The organism is Brevundimonas sp. (assembly GCF_032055285.1).
Taxonomy (GTDB): domain Bacteria; phylum Pseudomonadota; class Alphaproteobacteria; order Caulobacterales; family Caulobacteraceae; genus Brevundimonas.
On the sequence record NZ_DAMBRE010000003.1, the window covers coordinates 323,977 to 343,222 of the forward strand.

The 19,246-nt window shown below is 67.5% G+C and carries 21 protein-coding genes; 13 read left to right on the forward strand and 8 right to left on the reverse strand.

What is annotated here, in order from left to right:
* Positions 1–48: 48 nt before the first annotated feature.
* Positions 49–2,205, forward strand: coding sequence for an ergothioneine biosynthesis protein EgtB (gene egtB / locus RTY13_RS09735; protein ID WP_312783022.1), 2,157 nt, complete (start codon positions 49–51; stop codon positions 2,203–2,205).
* Positions 2,206–2,379: 174 nt separating this feature from the next.
* Here the strand turns inward: egtB and RTY13_RS09740 are convergent, their stop codons facing one another.
* Genes RTY13_RS09740 through modA form a run of 3 tightly spaced genes read right to left on the reverse strand, consistent with a single transcriptional unit; the run spans position 2,380 to position 4,484 of the window.
* Positions 2,380–3,027, reverse strand: coding sequence for an ATP-binding cassette domain-containing protein (locus tag RTY13_RS09740; RefSeq protein WP_312783023.1), 648 nt, complete (start codon positions 3,025–3,027; stop codon positions 2,380–2,382).
* Positions 3,024–3,719 (reverse strand): molybdate ABC transporter permease subunit, encoded by a 696-nt coding sequence (gene modB, locus RTY13_RS09745; protein WP_312783024.1) that lies wholly within the window; start codon positions 3,717–3,719, stop codon positions 3,024–3,026. Before modB ends, RTY13_RS09740 begins: the two co-directional genes overlap by 4 nt.
* Positions 3,720–4,484 carry a molybdate ABC transporter substrate-binding protein gene (gene modA / locus RTY13_RS09750; RefSeq protein WP_312783025.1) on the reverse strand — a complete coding sequence of 255 codons (765 nt, stop codon included), beginning with the start codon at positions 4,482–4,484 and terminating at the stop codon, positions 3,720–3,722.
* Positions 4,485–4,534: 50 nt separating this feature from the next.
* On the opposite strand from modA, the gene moaA reads away from it, so the two are divergent.
* The 7 genes from moaA (at position 4,535) to RTY13_RS09785 (ending at position 9,045) form a co-directional block, all read left to right on the forward strand.
* Complete coding sequence (moaA, locus tag RTY13_RS09755; RefSeq protein WP_312783026.1) at positions 4,535–5,587, forward strand: GTP 3',8-cyclase MoaA; 1,053 nt, start codon at positions 4,535–4,537, stop codon at positions 5,585–5,587.
* A gap of 1 nt (position 5,588) precedes the next feature.
* Positions 5,589–5,843 carry a MoaD/ThiS family protein gene (locus RTY13_RS09760; RefSeq protein ID WP_312783027.1) on the forward strand — a complete coding sequence of 85 codons (255 nt, stop codon included), beginning with the start codon at positions 5,589–5,591 and terminating at the stop codon, positions 5,841–5,843.
* A 4-nt stretch (positions 5,844–5,847) separates the two neighbouring features.
* The gene (locus RTY13_RS09765) at positions 5,848–6,306 is read left to right on the forward strand and encodes a molybdenum cofactor biosynthesis protein MoaE (protein ID WP_312783028.1); all 459 of its coding nucleotides are present in this window, start codon (positions 5,848–5,850) and stop codon (positions 6,304–6,306) included.
* Positions 6,303–6,869, forward strand: coding sequence for a molybdenum cofactor biosynthesis protein B (gene moaB, locus RTY13_RS09770; RefSeq protein ID WP_312783029.1), 567 nt, complete (start codon positions 6,303–6,305; stop codon positions 6,867–6,869). Before RTY13_RS09765 ends, moaB begins: the two co-directional genes overlap by 4 nt.
* The gene (moaC, locus tag RTY13_RS09775) at positions 6,869–7,369 is read left to right on the forward strand and encodes a cyclic pyranopterin monophosphate synthase MoaC (protein ID WP_312783030.1); all 501 of its coding nucleotides are present in this window, start codon (positions 6,869–6,871) and stop codon (positions 7,367–7,369) included. Before moaB ends, moaC begins: the two co-directional genes overlap by 1 nt.
* Complete coding sequence (gene glp, locus RTY13_RS09780; RefSeq protein WP_312783031.1) at positions 7,366–8,565, forward strand: gephyrin-like molybdotransferase Glp; 1,200 nt, start codon at positions 7,366–7,368, stop codon at positions 8,563–8,565. The genes moaC and glp overlap by 4 nt, the downstream gene beginning before the upstream one ends.
* A 138-nt stretch (positions 8,566–8,703) precedes the next feature.
* Positions 8,704–9,045, forward strand: a complete 342-nt coding sequence (locus RTY13_RS09785) for a LysR family transcriptional regulator (RefSeq protein WP_312783033.1) — start codon at positions 8,704–8,706, stop codon at positions 9,043–9,045.
* 94 nt (positions 9,046–9,139) lie between these two features.
* Here the strand turns inward: RTY13_RS09785 and RTY13_RS09790 are convergent, their stop codons facing one another.
* The 3 genes from RTY13_RS09790 to cysS all read right to left on the reverse strand — a co-directional run bounded on the left by RTY13_RS09790 (position 9,140) and on the right by cysS (position 12,800).
* Positions 9,140–9,685: a carboxymuconolactone decarboxylase family protein gene (locus RTY13_RS09790; RefSeq protein ID WP_312783035.1), complete on the reverse strand. Its 546-nt coding sequence runs from the start codon at positions 9,683–9,685 to the stop codon at positions 9,140–9,142.
* 213 nt (positions 9,686–9,898) lie between these two features.
* A complete protein-coding gene (locus RTY13_RS09795; protein WP_312783036.1) occupies positions 9,899–11,341 on the reverse strand; it encodes an aldehyde dehydrogenase family protein in 1,443 nt (480 codons plus the stop codon).
* Entirely contained in the window at positions 11,334–12,800 is a 1,467-nt protein-coding gene (gene cysS / locus RTY13_RS09800) for a cysteine--tRNA ligase (protein ID WP_312783037.1), read from the reverse strand. The genes RTY13_RS09795 and cysS overlap by 8 nt, the downstream gene beginning before the upstream one ends.
* Positions 12,801–13,113: 313 nt before the next feature.
* On the opposite strand from cysS, the gene RTY13_RS09805 reads away from it, so the two are divergent.
* Positions 13,114–14,748, forward strand: coding sequence for a Na+/H+ antiporter (locus tag RTY13_RS09805; protein ID WP_312783039.1), 1,635 nt, complete (start codon positions 13,114–13,116; stop codon positions 14,746–14,748).
* Positions 14,749–14,807: 59 nt separating this feature from the next.
* On the opposite strand, the gene RTY13_RS09810 is transcribed toward RTY13_RS09805, so the two are convergent.
* Both RTY13_RS09810 and RTY13_RS09815 read right to left on the reverse strand, forming a co-directional pair.
* Positions 14,808–15,167 carry a hypothetical protein gene (locus tag RTY13_RS09810; protein ID WP_312783040.1) on the reverse strand — a complete coding sequence of 120 codons (360 nt, stop codon included), beginning with the start codon at positions 15,165–15,167 and terminating at the stop codon, positions 14,808–14,810.
* A 192-nt stretch (positions 15,168–15,359) separates the two neighbouring features.
* Positions 15,360–16,511 (reverse strand): epoxide hydrolase, encoded by a 1,152-nt coding sequence (locus RTY13_RS09815; protein ID WP_312783042.1) that lies wholly within the window; start codon positions 16,509–16,511, stop codon positions 15,360–15,362.
* Positions 16,512–16,894: 383 nt separating this feature from the next.
* Between RTY13_RS09815 and RTY13_RS09820 the strand changes: the two genes are divergently transcribed.
* The 4 genes from RTY13_RS09820 to RTY13_RS09835 all read left to right on the forward strand — a co-directional run bounded on the left by RTY13_RS09820 (position 16,895) and on the right by RTY13_RS09835 (position 19,239).
* Complete coding sequence (locus tag RTY13_RS09820) at positions 16,895–17,908, forward strand: zinc-binding alcohol dehydrogenase family protein (protein WP_409450303.1); 1,014 nt, start codon at positions 16,895–16,897, stop codon at positions 17,906–17,908.
* 75 nt (positions 17,909–17,983) lie between these two features.
* Complete coding sequence (locus tag RTY13_RS09825) at positions 17,984–18,418, forward strand: GlcG/HbpS family heme-binding protein (RefSeq protein ID WP_312783046.1); 435 nt, start codon at positions 17,984–17,986, stop codon at positions 18,416–18,418.
* A gap of 49 nt (positions 18,419–18,467) precedes the next feature.
* Positions 18,468–18,764 (forward strand): DUF1330 domain-containing protein, encoded by a 297-nt coding sequence (locus tag RTY13_RS09830; protein ID WP_312783048.1) that lies wholly within the window; start codon positions 18,468–18,470, stop codon positions 18,762–18,764.
* Positions 18,765–18,846: 82 nt separating this feature from the next.
* The gene (locus RTY13_RS09835; RefSeq protein WP_312783050.1) at positions 18,847–19,239 is read left to right on the forward strand and encodes a RidA family protein; all 393 of its coding nucleotides are present in this window, start codon (positions 18,847–18,849) and stop codon (positions 19,237–19,239) included.
* The last annotated feature ends 7 nt before the right edge of the window (positions 19,240–19,246 follow it).

The window sequence follows — 19,246 nt, forward strand, 5'->3', positions numbered from 1 at the left end:
GCGGCGCCTTGCTGATTGGCGGACGGTTGCCGAAAGCCCGTCGCGATCATGAGCGAGCTCCCGCAGTTTCAGTCGTCCTGGTCGAACGACGTTGCGGCTTACCGCGCCGTCCGCGATCGCATGACCGAACTGGCCGCGGGTCTCTCGGCCGAGGACCTCGCCGCCCAGCCGATGGCTGACGCCAGCCCCGGCAAGTGGCATCTTGCCCATACCAGTTGGTTCTTCGAGGCGATGATCCTGTCCAACGAGCCGGGATATCAGCCCGTAGATCCGCGCTTCCAGCAGCTGTTCAACTCCTACTACGAAGCGCTCGGCCATCGGGTGAACCGGCACGAGCGCGGCCTGATGACCCGCCCCAACCTCGACGATGTCCTCGCCTACCGCCGCGAGATCGACCGCCGCATGATCGACCGCCTGTCACGTGGCCTGACCTCGGGCGCGGACCGCTACCTGTTCGTCCTCGGCCTGCATCACGACCAGCAGCATCAGGAACTGTTCCTGATGGATCTGCTCTATCTGATGTCGCGGTCGCCGCTCGATCCCGCCGCCTATGACATCGAGCCTCGCGAGGCCCCGGTCCAGCCCTCCGTCGGCGGCGTGACCCGTCTCAACGGCGGTCTGATCACCATCGGCCATGATGGCGAGGGCTTCGCCTTCGACAACGAGGGCCCGGCGCACCAGACCTTGCTGCGCCCATACACCCTCGCCAATGACCTCGTCACCAACGCCGACTGGATCCGCTTCATCGAGGACGACGGTTATTCCCGTCCCGAGCTCTGGCTCGCCGATGGCTGGGCCACGGTGAAGGCCGAGCAGTGGATTGCACCGCTGTACTGGCATGCGGCGGAAGCCGGCTGGTCCGTCTTCGGTCTTGCCGGCGCTGCGCCGGTCGATCCATCGGCCCCTGTTCGTCACATTAGTTTCTACGAGGCCGACGCCTACGCGCGCTGGGCCGGCAAGCGTCTGCCGACCGAGGCCGAGTGGGAACACGCCGCCGTCACCGACGCCGCGCCGTTCTCCAACCTGTTCGGCGAGGTCTGGCAACACACCGCCAGCGCCTACGCTCCCTATCCCGGGTTCCGCCCGACCGACGGCACGGCGTCCGAGTACAACGGCAAGTTCATGGCCAATCAGATGATCCTGCGCGGGTCATGCTTCGCCATGCCGCCGGGCCACGCCCGCGCGACCTATCGCAATTTCTTTTATCCGCATCAAAGGTGGGCGTTCATGGGCCTCAGGCTTGCCGAAGACATTGTCGCCGACCCATCAAGGGCTGACGAAAATGACGAGACAGCGGAGTTCCGCGCGGAGCTCATCGCCGGCCTGTCGAAACCCCAGAAGGCGGTCTCGCCGAAATGGTTCTACGACGCCGAGGGCTCGCGCCTTTTCGAGGACATCACCCGCCTGCCGGAATACTATCCGACGCGGCAGGAGGCCTCGTTGCTCAAGGCGCTGGCCCCGCGCCTGACGCAGGATTTCGGCGACAACGCCGTTCTGGTCGAGTTCGGTTCGGGGGCCAGCGAAAAGACCCGCATTCTGCTGGACGCGGCCCCGGCCCTTTCGACCTATATCCCCATCGACATCAGCTCAGACGCCCTGAACGAGGCGGCGGAGCGGATTACCGAGGCCTATCCCTCCATTGAGGTCGTGCCGGTCGTCGGCGATTTCCTGAACCTGCCGGCGCTGCCGGAACTGGGCCGGGGTCGTCGCATCGGCTTCTTCCCCGGCTCGACCATCGGCAATCTGGATCGCGACGCCGCGGTCGAGTTCCTCAAGGTCGCGCGCGCCCGGCTGGACGATGGCTCGCTGTTCATTCTCGGCGTCGATCTGGTCAAGGCGCCCGAACTGCTGGTCGCCGCCTATGACGACGCCCAGGGCGTGACCGCGGCTTTCAACAGGAACCTGCTCGTTCGGGCCAATGCCGAGCTGGGCGCCGACTTCGACCTCGACGCCTTCGAGCATCTGGCGCTGTGGAATCCGGCGGAATCGCGCATGGAGATGCACCTGCGTTCGATCCGCGACCAACATGTGGCCATCGGCGACACGGTGATCGCCTTCTCCAGGGGCGAGACCATCCACACCGAGAGCTCGCGCAAATACACCCGCGCCTCGGTCACGGAACTGGCGGAAGCGGCGGGCTGGACGGTGTCGCTGTTCGAAGAAAGCGCCGATCCTTCGGTCGCTCTGGCGCTACTCAGAGCCTGAGACAGAAGAAGCGGCGACACCCGATGGAACGCCGGCGCAGCCCTTACGGGCGATCTCCAGCTGTTGAAGCGTTGAAACGCTGGACAGCCGACCGCAGGCGTTCACGGTAGAAGTCACGAGCAGGCTCTGTCAAAGACCGGACCCTCTGCGGACGTCCTCAACCGCCGCACCGCGTCAGCACCGGTTATCGGCGACTGTCATCTCGACGCCCTCGGCGATGTGGACGACATCCTCCGCGATCAGATCCAAGTCCCGGGGGTCGTGGGAAACGATGATCATCGGCAGCGCGGCCTCCTCCCGCAGACGCAGGAGATAGGGCGCCAGCCGCTCGCGACGCCGCACGTCGAGACCGGTGAAGGGCTCGTCCAGCAGAAGCAGTTTGGGTCGCGCGGCAAAGGCCCGGGCAAGGGCCACGCGGCGCGCTTCCCCGCCCGACAGGCTGGCGGGTCGGCGGCGCTCGAAGCCCCGAAGGTCCATGAGATCGAGCGCATGGCCGACGGTCAGTTCATCTCCGCCGTAGGGCCGGGCGAAGGCGATGTTCTCCTCGACGGTCATGTGCGGGAACAGCCGGACGTCCTGAAACACATAGCCGATCGATCGCCGGTGAGCCGGCCGACGGAGCACCGCGTCGTCGAGGAGGACGTCTCCGTCGATCCGCACGCGGGCCGTGCTGTCGCCGAGAAGCCCTGCGAGACCGTGGAGAAACGTGGTCTTGCCGCAGCCCGAGGGGCCCACGACCGCGACCGCCCGGGCGGAGCTGTCGAACCCGATGTCGAAGGCGAAGTCGCCCCGGCGCCCGGCGGCGTGACAGGACAGGGTCATGCCCGCCTCGCCTGCAGGATTCGGCGGTTGCACATCTCCGAACCGACGACGGCCACGACGGAAACCAGCACGGCCACGACGGACAGGCGCAGCGCGACCTGGTCGCCGCCCGGGCTCTGGAGCACGGAATAGATGGCCAGCGGCAAGGTCTGGGTCTCGCCGGGGATGGCGCCGGCGAACGTCACCGTGGCGCCGAACTCACCGAATGCGCGGGCGAACCCCAGCAGCCCCGCCCCGACGAGACCGGGCGCCGCCAGAGGCAGGGTGATGCGGGCGAACACCGACAGGGGTGGCGCGCCCAGCACCGCTGCAGCGTCCTCAAGCCCGCGATCCACACCCTCGATCGCCAGCCGCAAAGGTCGCACGACCAGCGGAAGCGCCATGATGGTCGCGGCGAGGGCCGCCCCCGTCCAGTGGAAGGCCAGGGAGACGCCGAAGACCTCGTATAGCGCCCGTCCGATCGGCCCCCTGACGCCGAACAGGCTGAGCAGGATCAGTCCCGTCACGACCGGCGGCAGGACGAGAGGGATGTTGACGGCCGCCTCGATGATCCAGCGGCCGGGGAATCGGCCCCGGGCGAGGATCAGGGCCAGGGCCAGGCCAAGTGGCAGGCAGACCGCCAGGGAGGCCGTGGCGACCTTGAGGGACAGCCAGAGCGCCTCGAGCTCGAAGGCGGAGAGGGGCTCGAACATTCAGGCGACCGGCTCGAAGCCGTGACGACGGAAGACCGCCGCCGCCCGCGGCGTGCGCAGATAGTCCAGAAAGGCCCGTCCCTCCGTCCCGCCGTCCGCCGTCTCGGCCGCCGGGTAGACGATCGCGGGCTGCTCCGGAGGCGGGGGCTCCAGCACGATCCTGACCTCGTCCTGCCCCACGACGTCACTGCGATAGACGATCCCCAGCGCCGCTTCGTGTCGGGCGACGAAAGCGCGCACGCCGCGCACGTCCGCCGCGAAGACAAGGCGATCCCGGACGGCCTCCCAACGACCCGTGGCCTGCAGCCAGGTCCGGGCGTAGGCGCCGGCGGGCACGCTCTCCGGGTCCCCGATGGCGAGACGTCCGCCGCCGGAAAGGACTTCGAAGACGTCCTGGCTCGCCGCGGCGTCGACCGGGGCGATCACCACCAGGGCGTTGGCGAGCAGGTCGAAGCGTTGCCGGCCCAAGCGTCCCGCGGCGGCCAGTCGGTCCATCCAGATCGGGTCGGCCAGGATGACCACATCGGCCGGCGCGCCGGCCTGGACCTGACGCGCCACCGCACCGCTGGCGCCGAACGACAGCCGGACACGGGTCCCTCCGGCGCGTTCGTAGTCGGCGGCGATCTCGGTCAGGGCGTCGGTCAGGGAGGCCGCTGCAAAGACGGTCACGGTGGCCCCTGATCCGGAGGATGGCGCAGGGGTGCAGGCCGCGATGGCGACGAAGACCAGGCCGGCCAGCACCGTCTTCGGGAAGGTCCAGGTCATGAGAGGAAAGAACGCGCCCTTCAGTGAAGACCCGTTATAGTCGCCGGAACATGACGGTCATCTACCAATCTGACAGAGCGATGCCGACCGGCGTCGTCGCTCCGGCTTCGCTGGTCGATCCGTTCGGCCGCACGGTCAACTATGTCCGGATCTCGGTGACTGACCGCTGCGACCTGCGCTGCCTCTACTGCATGGCCGAGAACCCGGTCTTCCTGCCCAAGGCCGACCTCCTCAGCCTGGAGGAGCTCGAGCGGATGTGCGGCGCCTTCATCGACCTCGGCTGCCGCCGGCTCCGTCTGACCGGCGGCGAACCCCTGGTCCGCAAGGGGATGATGGATCTCGTCGCCGCCCTGTCCCGTCGCCTCAGGGCCGGCGATCTCGAGGAGATCACCCTCACCACCAACGGGACCCAGCTCGCGCGTCACGCCGAGACGCTCGCCGGTCATGGCGTGCGCCGCATCAACGTCTCGCTGGACACGCTCGACCCTGACACGTTCCGGCGCATCACCCGCGGCGGCGACCTGAACGTGGTGATGGACGGATTGGCGGCGGCCCGCGCGGCGGGACTGAGCGTCAAGATCAATACCGTCGCCCTGAAGGGCGACAACGCCGACGAACTCCCCGACCTGATCCGCTGGGCCCATGGCCTGGGCATGGACATCACCCTGATCGAGACCATGCCGCTGGGCGAGATCGGCGCCGATCGCACGGACCAGTACCTGTCCCTCGCCACGGTCCGCGAGGACCTGGGCCGGATCTGGACCCTGACACCATCGACGCGACGCACCAGCGGTCCGGCCCGCTATATGGAGGTCGAGGAGACCGGCGGGACGCTGGGCTTCATCACCCCGCTGAGCCACACCTTCTGCGAGGCCTGCAACCGGGTGCGGGTGACCTGCACCGGCCAGCTCTTCCTCTGCCTGGGCCAGGACGATCAGGCGGACCTGCGCCAGGTCCTGCGCGACCATCCCGGAGACGACGCGCCGCTGTGCGAGGCGATCCGGACCGCGATCGGCTTCAAGCCCAGGGGGCACGACTTCAGGATCGACCGTCCGGGCGCCGCGCCGGCGGTGCTGCGCACCATGTCGACGACGGGAGGATGAGATGGCGGTCGTGAAACTGTTCGGGACCCTCGGGGACATCGCCGGCTGGAGCGAGGCGACGCTCGACGGCGCGACCCTCGGCGAGATCAAGGCGGCGGCCGCGGGCGACAACGGCCGTCTCGCCGAACATCTCGATCATCGCAGCACCCTGGTGATCCTCAACACCACCCTCACCCCGTTCAGCCTGCGCAGCGACGAGCTGGCGATCGGCCCGGAGGACGAGGTGGCCTTCGGCTCTCCGGTCGGCGGAGGCTGACGCCTTGATCCGCATCACCCAGGATCCGCTCGACGCCGCCGCCCTGTTGCAGGACTTCAGCCGCGATCGCCTCGACACCGGGGCTGTGGTCTCCTTCACCGGCCTGACCCGCGGCCGAACCGGCGACCGGACCGTCGACACCCTGACCCTTGAAGCCTACCCCGGTTTCACCGAACGGGTGATGGAGGAGATCGAGGCCGACGCCCGCGCGCGCTTCGAGATCCAGGACGCCCTGACCGTGCACCGCTGGGGCAGGATCAACGTCGGCGAGCCGGTGATCTTCGTCGCCGTCGCCGCCGCGCACAGACGGCCCGCCTTCGAGGCCGCCGACTTCCTCATGGACCATTTCAAGACCCGGGCGCCGTTCTGGAAGCGGGAGGACGGTCCGGACGGCCGCCTCTGGATCGAACCCCGGGACCAGGACCACGCCGATCTGGCCCGCTGGGCCGAGGAGACCCCATGACCGACACCCATCCCGACCTGCAGCCACCCGCCCCCGGTGGTCGTCTGGTCGACCTGCCATTCACGCCGGTGCGGATCGCCGTCCTCACCATCTCCGACACCAGGGACGAGGAGAGCGACACCTCCGGCAAGATCCTGGCCGACCGGATCGCCGAAGCCGGGCACAGCCCCGTCCTGCGCGACATCGTTCCGGACGACGTCGAAGCCATCCGTGCGCGGGTGCGGCGCTGGATCGCCGACGGTGCGGTGGACGCGATCATCACCACCGGCGGCACCGGCCTGACGGGCCGGGACGTCACGCCGGAGGCGCTCGAGCCCTTGTTCGACAAGCGGATCGACGGCTTCTCGGTGATCTTTCACCAGGTCAGCTACCAGACCATCGGCCTGTCGACCCTCCAGTCCCGCGCGACCGCAGGCCTGATCGACGGTGTGTTCGTGTTCTGCCTGCCGGGATCGAACGGGGCCATCCGCGACGGCTGGGACAAGGTCATCCGCTGGCAACTCGACAGCCGTCACAAGCCCTGCAACATGGTCGAGCTGATGCCCCGGCTGCTGGAGCGATGATGCCGGATCCGAAGACACCCGTCGGGGCCGCACTCACCCATATCGACGCCGACGGACGCGCCCGCATGGTCGACGTCTCGGGAAAGGCGGTGACGACACGCGAGGCGACGGCGCGCGGCCGGATCACCATGCGGCCTGAAACCCTGGCGCTCGCCTTGTCGGGCGGCGGCAAGAAGGGCGACGTGCGCGCCGTGGCCGAGATCGCCGGCGTCATGGCGGCGAAGCGAACCTCCGACCTGATCCCCATGTGTCACCCCCTGATGCTGACTTCGGTCAAGGTCGCTGTCCGCCCGACCGAGGACGGATCGGGTCTCGAGGCGACGGCGACGGCCCGGACCCAGGGCCAGACCGGGGTCGAGATGGAGGCCCTGACGGCGGCGTCCGTGGCCCTCCTCACCCTCTACGACATGCTCAAGGCGGTCGACCGCGAAATGATCGTCACCGACATCGCCCTTCTGGCCAAGTCCGGCGGGGCCTCCGGCGACTGGAGGCGGGCATGAGCCTGCCGTCCGTCGAGAACGCCCGCGCGACCATGCTCTCGGCGATCGTCCCGCTGACGGCGGAAGCCGTGCCCCTGGCGGAGGCGGACGGCAGCTGGCTGGCGGAACCGGTCACGGCCGGACGCGATCAGCCCCCGTTCGACGCCTCGGCCATGGACGGCTGGGCGGTTAGAAGCGTGGACGTCCGCCTGGGCGCGCGCCTCCAGATCGTCGGCGAGAGCGCCGCAGGCCACGACGCCGGCGTGACCGTTCAATCGGGCCAGGCCGCCCGCATCTTCACCGGTGCTGCCCTGCCGCCCGGGACCGACCGGGTGGTGATCCAGGAAGAGGCGAAACGTCGGAACGAGACGGTCGTTCTGGCCGCCGCGCCGGACGGCCCCGCTTGGGTGCGTCCGCAGGGATGCGACTTCCGCGCCGGCGCGATCCTCCTCGAGCCGGGAACGCGGCTCAATCCCTGGCGCCTGGCCCTCGCCGCCTCGGCGGGGCGAGCGACGGTGACCTGCCGACGCCGGCCAGTCGTCGCAATTCTTTCGACCGGCGACGAACTCGTCGCCCCCGGAGAGCCCGCCGGCCCGCACCAGATCTACGACGCGTGCGGCCCGGCCCTGGCGGCCTTCGTGCGCCGCAGCGGCGGGACGCCAACCCTTCTTGGCCGGGCGAGGGACAATGACGCCTCCATTCTGGCCGCCGTGGATGCCGGAGTGTTCGATCTTCTGGTGACCGTCGGCGGCGCCTCGGTCGGCGATCATGATCGCGTCAAGCCGGTGATCCGATCGGCCGGCGGGGTGCTTTCGGTCGAAGGCGTCGCCATGCGTCCCGGCAAGCCTGTCTGGTTCGCGCATCTGGCCGACGGCCGACCCTTGCTTGGCCTGCCCGGCAATCCCGCCTCCGCCCTGGTCTGTGCGGAGCTGTTCCTGGCCCCCCTGATCGCCGCCCTCCAGGGCGGAACGGCGGCTCCGGACACGGGCCTTGCCGTTCTCGACGGCCCGCTTTCCGCCAATGGTCCGCGCGAACACTATATGCGCGCCATCGTCGATAACGGTCCTGATGGCGTGCGCCGCGTCCGTCCGATGAGCGAACAGGACTCCTCCCTCGTCACGGTGATGGCGGCCGCCAACGCGTTGGTGCGCCGTCTCCCCGGCGCACCAGCGCTGGAGGCCGGGGCAAGGGTGGAGGTCTTGGTCCCGAAACGCTGAAGCTCTCCGGAGAGCCGGTCCCTTTCCAGTCGACAGTCTTCCTGTCACCCGACTGGGGGGCCTAAGAGGATCACGGGGAATGCGAGGAGGCGGAAGATGCTGACACGGATCGGTCCGGTTAAACTGAGACTCCAGGTCATGAGCGCGGAAACCAGCGCCATGGGGCCGGGCAAGGCCGCCGTCCTGGAGGCCATCACGGCGACGGGCTCCATCTCGGCAGCGGGACGGGCTCTGCAGATGAGCTACAAACGCTGCTGGGCGCTGGTGGATGAGATGAACCGGTGCTGGAAGACCCCGCTTGTAAGCGCCACGCGCGGCGGGCCTGCCCAGGGCGCCTGTCTTACTGAGGAGGGGCGCCTCGTCCTGGACGCGTTCCGGGATCTGGAACGTCGGTTGTCGGACGTCACCCGGGACGATCCCGCCTATGGGACCCTGGTCGACAACCTTCGCGATGCGCCCCTGCCGAGTACGGCGTCCTGATCAACGGTCATACCCTCGGCGCGACGTCACGGCGATTGAGCCTGCTTGGGGCGACGCCCCGACAGCGGCGCCTGGCCGCCGGCGGGGGATCCGATCACGCCAGTTCGGCGGCGCGGACAACGGGGAAGTCGATCTCGGTCCCGGCGACGTTGTTCAGGAAGTTGGTGAAGACGTTCTCGACGACCACGCCGACGATCTCGACGATCTGGGCGTCGGTGTAGCCGGCGTCGCGAACAGCCGCGATGTCGGCGTCCGAAACATGGCCGCGCGAACGGGTCACTGCTGCGGCAAACGCCACGGCGGCGTTGGCCATCGGGTCCGACGAGGCTCCACCGCGATTGAGCGCGATCTCGTCGGCGTCGATTTTCGCCATGTTCAGGCCAATGTAGGTATGCGCCGACAGGCAGTAGTCGCAGCCGTTGATCTGCGCGACGGCGAGGGCAATGCGCTCACGGGTCTTGACGTTCAGAGTCTTGGCAAGCGCGCCGCTCAAGCCCAGGAACCCCTGCAGCACCGGCGGGCTGAGGGCGATCAGGCGGAACATGTTCGGTACAATGCCCAGTTGCTTCTCAACCGCATCGAGCAGGGGCTGGGCAGCAGCAGGGGTGTCTTCACGGGCGGTGACGGCGATGCGTGACATGAGCTCTCCAGGACTGGAACGCGGCGGCTGCCGTCGCTGAGCAAAACCGTAGCATCACCTTATGTATGCGCCAAGCATACAGTATGGGCTGGGCGCTGTTGGGCGCTGGTTGAAGAGATGAACCGGTGCGGGAAGACTCCGCTCGTAACCGCCACGCGAGGTGGGCAAGCCCAAGGCGCTTTTCTCACCGAGGAGGGGCGCGCCGAAGCGCGCTCAGCTCCAGCTGTAGGCTGTTTTCTGCTGGGTAAAGAACTCAACCGCTGCGAAACCCTGTTCCCGCGCGCCATAGCTGGACTTCTTGGATCCGCCGAACGGCACGTGATATTCCACGCCGGCGGTGGGCAGGTTGACCATGACCATTCCGGCCTGGGCGCGGCGCTGGAAGTCGCGGGCGTATTTCAACGACGTCGTGGCGATGCCCGCCGACAGGCCGAACTCAACCCCGTTCGCTATCCCGAGGGCCTCTTCGTAGTCCTTGACCCGGATCGTCGAGGCGACGGGGCCGAAGACCTCCTCGTTGTTGATCTGCGAGGTCGCGTCGGTGTCGGCGATCAGGGTCGGCTGGACGTACCAGCCGGGATTGTCGAGGGTCAGTCGCTCTCCACCGGTGACGATCCGGCCGCCGGCCGAACGGGCGATGTCGATGTATCTGTAGCTGTTCTCCATCTGCTTCTCGGACACGGCCGGACCCATCTGGGTGACGGGATCGAGCGCGTCGCCGACCTTCAGCGCGCGGACCTTCTCTCCCAGCATCTGCACGAAGCGATCGTGGATGCCGTCCTGCACGATCAGTCGGCTGGAGGCGGTGCAGCGCTGACCGGTGGAGAAGAACGAACCATCGAGGGCGATGGCGACGGCGCGCTCCAGATCCGCGTCGTCCAGGATGACAAGGGGGTTCTTCCCGCCCATCTCAAGCTGCACCCGCGCCTGGCGCTCCATCGCACCCTTGCCGACGCTGGCGCCGACACCCTGAGATCCGGTGAAGCTGAGACCGTCGACGTCCTTGTGGGCCACGATCGCCCGCCCGACTTCCGCTTCTCCAATCACCATATTGACGACCCCCCTGGGCAGTCCCGCCTCGTGCAGAATGGCGACCAGGGCCTCGGCCGTCGCGGATGAGAACCCGGCGGGCTTTATGACGACTGTGTTGCCGAACGCGATCGCCGGCGCGATCTTCCAGGCAGGAATGGCGACGGGAAAATTCCACGGCGTGATCAGGCCAAACACGCCGACCGCCTGGCGATAGGTCTGGATCTCCACCCCGGGGCGTACCGACATCAGGTTCTGCCCATGGACGCGCAGCGCCTCGCCCGCGAAATACTTCAGGATGCGTGCCGACCGCGCGGTCTCGCCGATGCTTTCCTGCAGCGTCTTGCCCTCTTCGCGCGCCATAAGCCGGCCGACTTGCTCGCGGCGGTCCATCAGGATGTTGGACGCCCTGTCGAGGATGTCCGAGCGCACCTCGGGCGAGGCCTCTGACCAGGCGGGGAAAGCCGCCTTCGCCGCCGCGACGGCGGCGTCCACCTCGGCCGCCGCGCCCTGGGGCACGCGAGCCACGATCTCGTTGGTGTTGGAGGGATTGAGGCTCTCGCCCGGACGCTCGGAGGAGACCTTCTCGCCGTTGATCCAGTGTGAAAGGTCGAGGGTGTCAGTCATGATCTTCTCCTTGGAAAGGATTCGCCGTCTGGCTGGGGACGGACGACGATGATTCGTTCAACCGCCAGGTCGCGCCGGTGGGCGAATCCATCACCACGACGTTGAGTTCGGTCAGGCGGTCGCGGATGCGGTCGGCGGCGGGCCAGTCCCTGGCGGCGCGCGCCCGGACTCTTTCGCCTAGGAGGGCCTCGACCTCGGCCCTCAGCGCATCGTCTGCGCCGCCCTCGAACCACTGGTCGGGCGTGGACAGCAGCACCCCCATGATCCGCCCGGCGGCCAGCAGGTTGGCCTTGGCGATCCCCACGGCGTTCAGATCGCCAGCCGTCATGGCCCGCTCGATCTCGCTCGACAGGGCGAACAGGGTCGCCATGGCGCCCGGCGTGTTCAGGTCGTCCGAGATGGCCTCAAGAAACTCGGGCGATGGCTTGTCGCCCAGTGCTTCCACCCCCTCTGCGCGGCGCAAGGCTCCATACAGGCGGTCCAGGTTCTTCCGCGACTGATCCAGCAGCGCCTGGTTCCAGTCGAGCGGCTGACGGTAGTGGGCCGACAGAAGCGCCCAGCGGACCACCTCGCCCGGGATCGTCTGCACCAAATCGTGCAGCAGCAGGACATTGCCGACCGACTTGGCCATCTTCTCGGCGTCCATCGTCAGGAAGCCGTTGTGCATCCAGTAGCGGCTGTATTCGGCGGGCGCGGTCGTCTCTTGGGCATGGCCGTGGGCGCAGACCCCCTGGGCGATCTCGTTCTCATGGTGGGGGAAGACCAGATCGATGCCGCCGCCGTGGATGTCGATCGGCAGGCCCAGGACCGCCTCGATCATGGACGAGCATCCGATATGCCAGCCGGGCCGTCCCTCGCCCCAGGGTGACGGCCAGGACGGTTCGTCGGGTTTGGATGGTTTCCACAGGACGAAGTCGTGCGGGTTCTTCTTGTAGGGCGCGACCTCGACCCGCGCCCCGGCGATCATGTCGTCGAGGTTCCGCCCCGACAGGGCGCCGTAGGCCGGGTAGCTCGAGACATCGAACAGCACATGGCCTTCGGCCGCATAGGCGCAGCCGGCGTCGATGATCTGGCCGATCTGGGCGACCATGGCCTCGATGTGGTCCGTGACATGGGGCGCGATGTCCGGCGGCGAGACGTTCAGCAGCCCCATGTCGGCGAGGTAGGCGGCCTCGTAGCGGGCCGTGACGTCGCCGATCGGCACGCCTTCCCGATGCGCCTTCGCATTGATCTTGTCGTCCACGTCGGTGACGTTGCGGGCATAGATGACGCTGTCCGCGCCGTATTCGCGCCGCAGCAGCCGCACCAGCACGTCGAACACCACCGGCGGGCGGGCATTGCCGATATGGGCGTAGTCATAGACGGTCGGTCCGCAGACATAGAGGGTCACCCGATCGGGATTCCGCGGCCTGAACTCACGCTTCTCGCGATGCAGGGTGTCGTAAAGGGAAAGCATCATGGGACGTCGGCGGCCTCGAAGATGATCTTGCGGGACGCACTGGATGTTCCGCGTCCCACAAGGTCACCTATGCTTTTAGATGGGCCTTCGCCATGGCGGAGGACACCTGTCGTCTCAGAGTTTCCAGCGCGGTCCGGTCTCCAGAGGGAACGCCGCGAATGTCTTCGGCCTGCGCCCGGTCACCGCCTCGACCGTATCGGTGACCCGGTCCTCGGCGCCGTGGGCGATCGCGATCCGACAGGTTCAGGCCACAAAACAGCCGCCTGGCGGTCAGATCGCTGGCTAGCCGGTTGAGGGCGTCCTAGGCAGAGGCATGGACTCCGTCGGAACCATCCTCTTCCTGCTTCTCGCGGTCGTCGTCAGCGGCAAGCTCGCGCGTCTGACCCGCGCGCCCCTGCCCCTGGTGCAGATCGTGCTGGGCGTCGCGGTGGCGCTCTCGATGGCGCCCACCGTCACCCTGGATCCCGAGATATTCTTCGTCCTCTTCCTGCCGCCTCTCCTGTTCCTCGACGGGTGGCGCATCCCAAAGGACGACCTGCTGCGCGATCGCAGCACCATCATCGAACTGGCCCTCGGCCTGGTCATCCTGACCGTGCTCGGCGTGGGGCTTTTCATCCACTGGCTGATCCCCGCCATGCCGCTGCCGGTCGCGTTCGCCCTCGCGGCGGTGGTCTCGCCGACGGATCCGATTGCCGTTTCCGCGATCGCCGCGCGAACGCGGATTCCCAAGCGGATGATGCACATCCTTGAGGGCGAGTCCCTGCTCAACGACGCGTCCGGACTGGTCTGCATGCGTTTCGCGGTCGCAGCGATGCTGACCGGATCCTTCTCGCTTCAACAGGCGATCGGGTCTTTCCTCTGGGTCGCCCTCGGCGGCGTCGCGATCGGGATCGCCCTGACCTGGCTGATCTCCAAAGGAAAGACATGGCTCGCAACCCAGCTCGGTGAGGACACGAGCGCCCAGATCCTCGTCAGTCTTCTGATCCCGTTCGGCGCCTACCTCCTGGCGGAGGAACTGCACTGCTCCGGCATCCTCGCCGCCGTCGCGGCGGGCGTGACCATGGGGTTCACGGAGCAGGGCGGGCAGGCGCTCGCCGCGACCCGCGTGCAGCGCACGGCAGTGTGGGATGTCGTCCAGTTCGCCGCCAATGGCGTCATCTTCGTGCTTCTGGGCGAGCAGCTGCCCGGCATTATCGCCCAGGCTCACGAGACGGTGCGCATGACCGGCCATGTCGAGGTGTGGTGGCTTGGCGTCTACGTCCTGGCCATCAGCCTGGCCCTCGGCGCCCTGCGTTTCGCCTGGGTCTGGACGTCGCTGAAACTGACCTGGTTCAGACGCCACGCCGAAGCGCCCCCGCAACGTGTGGGACTGCGCCTCGTCGCGGCCATGTCGTTCGCCGGCGTGCGCGGCGCCATCACCCTGGCCGGCGTCCTGACCCTGCCCATGACCCTGCTCGACGGAACGGCCTTCCCCGCACGGGACCTCGCCATCTTCCTCGCCGCGGGGGTCATCATCGTCTCGATGATCGTCGCCACCATCGGTCTCCCCCGCCTGCTCGAACATCTGGAACTACCGCCGGAGCCGTCCCACGACGCGCAGATCCAGAGCGTCCGCACCGCCGCCTCCGAGGCCGCCATCCAGGCCATCGAAGCCGAGCAGCACCGACTTGCGGAAGACCAGGCGGACGCCGACCTCTACACCGACGCCTCGGCCCGGATCATGGATCACTACCGTCGGCGCATCGACGGCCGGCTTCAATCCATCGAGACGGAGGCGATCGCGAGACGCACGGCGAGGATCGAAAGCCGGTTGAGGCTGGCCGGGCTCAAGGCCGAACGGGCCGAGATCTTCCGGGCGGCGCGCGAGCGCGAGGTGAACGGCGAGGCCGCACTCCGAATGATCCGTGACATCGATCTGCTCGAGGCGCGTCTTCGCGCCAAGCCCTGAAGGTCGTCACCCGCCGCTTCCGCCGCCGGAGCGCAGGCTGTGACGCCTCAACCGGTCGGTCAGCGCCCGGCCGCCGCTGTGACCCCGCGCTCCAGCTCAGCGATCCGAACATCGTACGACCGGCGGATACAGGCGATGTTGGCCCCGCAGAGTTCGCGTTGGCCCAGCCATTCGCTCTGGCGATCGCGCATCGCAGCCAGCGCGCCCATCCCGCCCTGGAACTGGCGCACGACCGAATAGAGGGTCGCCATCTTGACGTCGCGATCCTCAAGCGAGCGGTTCCCACAGATTGCGCGCTCGCTGGCCGATCGCGCCCGGGCGCAGTCGAAACTGGCCGCGTCGGCCCGGTTCGGGGCGAACAGAATGGCGGAGGACAACAGACCCGCAGCGACGAGAACCGAACCCAGAACACAGCGCATATGACGGCCTTGGAAAGCGCAGCCTCTGCGCTGCGTCCCGTCAACGCGTCGCCCGCCACAGTGTTGCCCACGAACCGATCCGGCCGGGCGCCTGATCACGATCGCAGCTCGGCGGTTGATCGCGGCTCTGCTCGCCGGCGCCGTGGAACGATCAATGGGCGTCTGACGTCATCATCGGCCTTACGGTAAACCTCATCGTACTGTTCGCATCGCGGCCCTGATGTCTTCCGCGAGCACCCGGGGCTGTTCGGCCGCTGCGAAGTGACCGCCGGCGGGCATCACCGTCCATCGCCGAACATCGAAGACCCTCTCCACCCAAGATCGGGGCGGCATCGGCAACTCGCGGGGGAACAGCGCCACGCTGAGCGGCGATGTGATCCGCTCGCCGTGATGGAAGACGAGGGGATCCAGAGCGCCCTCCTTGTAGATCCGGACCGCATCGCCCGCGGCGCCGGAGAACCAGTAGAGCGACAGGGTGGTGAGGAGGTGGTCCAGATCGAACACCCGCTCGAGATTCCCGTCGCAATCGCTCCAGGACTGAGATTTCTCGATCAGCCAGGCCGCCAGTCCGATGGGGGAATCCGTCAGTACGTAGGCGAGGGTCTGAGGCCTGGTGGCGTGGATATGGGCGTAGGCGCCCTCGGCCTTCGACCAGTCCGCCGCCGTGAGCTGGAAGGCCGCTTCCTCCCGCGACAGGGGCGCCGCCTCGGGAGACAGGGGCGGCTGGTAGCTGCCGGGAATGTAGTTGAGGTGGATCGCCGCGACCGCCTCCGGGAACAGCCTTGCCGCCCAGACCGACACCCCAGCCCCGATGTCGCCGCCCTGAACGCCGAAACGCCCGTATCCAAGGCCTCGCATAAGCTCGACCCACAGACCCGCAATGCGGCGCGGCGATGTTCCCGAACGCGTCGCTGCGGGTGAGAATCCAAACCCCGGCAGAGACGGGATCACGATGTCGAAGGCGTCTGCCGCGTCGCCCCCGAAGCGGCTGGGATGGGTGAGCAGGGGCAGGATCTGTTCGAACTCCAGAAAGGAGCCCGGCCATCCATGCGTGAGGATGAGCGGCATGGGGCTCGGACCCTCCCCGCGGGCATGGACGAAATGGATGTCCTGCCCGTCCAGGGCGGCCATGAACTGGGGCAGGGCGTTCAGACGGCGTTCCTGCGCGCGCCAGTCGAACCCGTCGCCCCAATGGGCCGCCAGGCGCTTCATGAAGACGAGGTCCGAGCCGTCCTCCCAGGCCGGCGACAGCGCGGGTCCGGGCCACCGGGTGGCCGCCAGCCGATCGTGAAGATCGCGAAGGTCGGCGTCCGGTATGTCGATCTGGAAGGCCTCGATCATCATATCGGTACTCCTTGGAGGCGGGACCATGCCGTCATGCCCGATCATAGTCGACGCGGTTTGGACCGGACGCGTCTGGTCCGAAAGACGCGTTGCCCCGCTTCATGAACGCGTTGGGCCGCTCCAAGACGATAGTGTCTTCGGCAGTATGGAAACTATACGCACAGTGCATTGGATAAATCCGGGACGCGCTGCGATAGTCTCCGCGATGGCTGGGCAAGACAAGCGGTAGTGAGCCTGGCGCCGAGTGCTGGAGTGTCGGACGTCATCTTGTCCGAGCGCGAGTTTTCCGCTGGCGTCGCTGCAGTTTTGAGTAAAAGTTTCGACCGATACGCTCGACGAAGACATCGAAGGCGTCCCTCTAGAAACAGGTGTTGGAGATCCTTGTGAAAGCCATCGGATACAGGACGCCGGGTCCGATCACGGAGGACGCATCGCTCGTCGATATCGACCTTCCGGATCCCGTGGCGACGGGGCGCGACCTCCTCGTCCAGGTGCGGGCCGTGTCGGTCAACCCGGTCGACTACAAGGTTCGCGGCAGCTCGGCGCCTGAGGGCGACGCCTGGAAGGTTCTGGGGTGGGACGCCTCCGGCGTCGTCGTCGCCGCAGGGCCGGATGCCACGCTGTTCAAGGCGGGCGACGAAGTCTTCTATGCGGGCTCGATCATCCGTCCAGGCACGAACGCCGAGCTGCATCTGGTCGATGAGCGCATCGTCGGCCGCAAGCCCGCCTCGCTCGACTGGGCGGAAGCGGCGGCGCTCCCGTTGACGGCCCTGACGGCCTGGGAGGCCCTGTTCGACCGACTGAACGTGACGAAGGCGGTTCCCGGCGCGGCCTCCGCCGTTCTCATCATCGGCGGCGCGGGCGGGGTCGGCTCCATCGCCGTCCAGATCGCACGCCAGCGGACGGACCTCACCGTGATCGCGACCGCGTCGCGGCCAGAAACCCTCGACTGGGTCCGCGGGCTCGGCGCTCATCATGTGATCGACCATTCGAAGCCGCTCGCGCCGCAGATCGCCGATCTCGGCGTCGGCGCGCCCGCCTTCGTCTTCTCGACCACTCACACCGAACAGCATGCCGGCGATGTCGCTGAGCTGATCGCGCCCCAGGGCCGCTTCGCCTTCATCGACGATCCCAAGACCTTCGAGATCATGGCCTTCAAACGCAAGGCGGTGTCGATCCATCACGAGCTGATGTTCACCCGTTCCATCTACCAGACGCCGGACATGGACGAGCAGGGCCGGATTCTGAACGCCGTCGCCGACCTGGTTGATGAGGGAAAGATCCGCACCACGCTGACCGAGCGGCTGTCGCCTATCAACGCGGCTAACCTGAAGCGGGCGCACGCGTCGCTCGAAAGCGGAGCCACTCGAGGCAAGGTCGTCCTCGAAGGCTTTTGACCGCCCACCAGTCTCCGCGTCCCCGAGTTCAACCGCCATCATGCCCGTGCATCCCGCACGGGCGAAGGAGCCCCCATGACCCGCAAGTCCATCGCCACGGCCTCCATCAACCGCGAGTCCGCCACGGCCCTCATCGCCGCCGCCCTTTCGGCGGCGAAGGACATCGGCATCCCCGCCGCCGTCGCCGTCGTGGACGCCACAGGCTATCTGCGCGCCTTCGAACGCACCGACGACGCCCCCTTCCTCACGGTCGATGTCGCCGTCGACAAGGCCTGGAGCTCGGCGTCCTTCGGCTATCCGACCCACGTCTGGAACGACTATGTGTCCAACGATCCGAAGGTCGCCCCGCTCGCCTATCGTCCGCGCATGGTCGCTGTCGGTGGCGGCTATCCGATCCTGGAAGACGGCAAGCTGATCGGCGGCATCGGCATCTCGGGCGGCACCTACCAGCAGGACCAGGACGCCTGCGTTGCCGCCCTGACGGCCCTCGGCTTCGAGCTGCCGGCATGACACCGCGCTCGGAAGCCTTGTCGCGGCGACGGATGGGAGCCACCGGCAAATGACAGCCTATATCGTGTTCACGCGCGACGAGACGACGGATGCCGCCGAGCTCGCCCTTTACTCCCAAGCCGTCGGAAAGACCTTCGACGGCCATCAGGTCGAGTTTCTGGCGACCTACGGCGCAATCGAGACGCTCGAAGGCGACGCTGTCGAGGCCGCCGTCATCCTCCGCTTTCCCGACATGCAGGCCGCCCGGGCGTGGTACCACAGCGAGGCCTACCAGACCGTGGCGCAGCATCGCTTCAAGGGCGCGAAATTCCGGGCGTTTATGACCGAGGGGCGGAGCGGCGCATGACCGCGAAGCGGCCTGAACGCCACTCACACGCGGTGGCCATCCGCGGCCTGTCCCTCATCGGCGTCAAACAAGGAGTCCATTGATGTCACAACGTGAAGCTCTCTACCCCGCCCGCCCCCATGCCCTGTTCCGGGAGCATGGCTACGCCGCGGCGATCCGCTCCGGAGATCTCCTCTTTGTATCCGGTATGGTCGGGGCGCGTGAGGACGGCTCTCCAGAGCCCGACTTCACCAAACAGGTGGAACTTGCCTTCGCCAACCTTGAGGCCACCCTGGCCGCAGCCGGCTGCGGTTTCGGAGATATCGTGGACCTGACGACGTTCCACACCGATCCCGAAAATCAGTTCGAAAGGGTCTGGGCGATCAAATCGCGAGTCCTGGACCAGTCCCCGCCGCACAACGTGACCGCCCTGGGCGTCAACTGGCTGGCGGGCTTCGATTTCGAGATCAAGGTGATTGCACGCATACCGGCCTGACCGACGG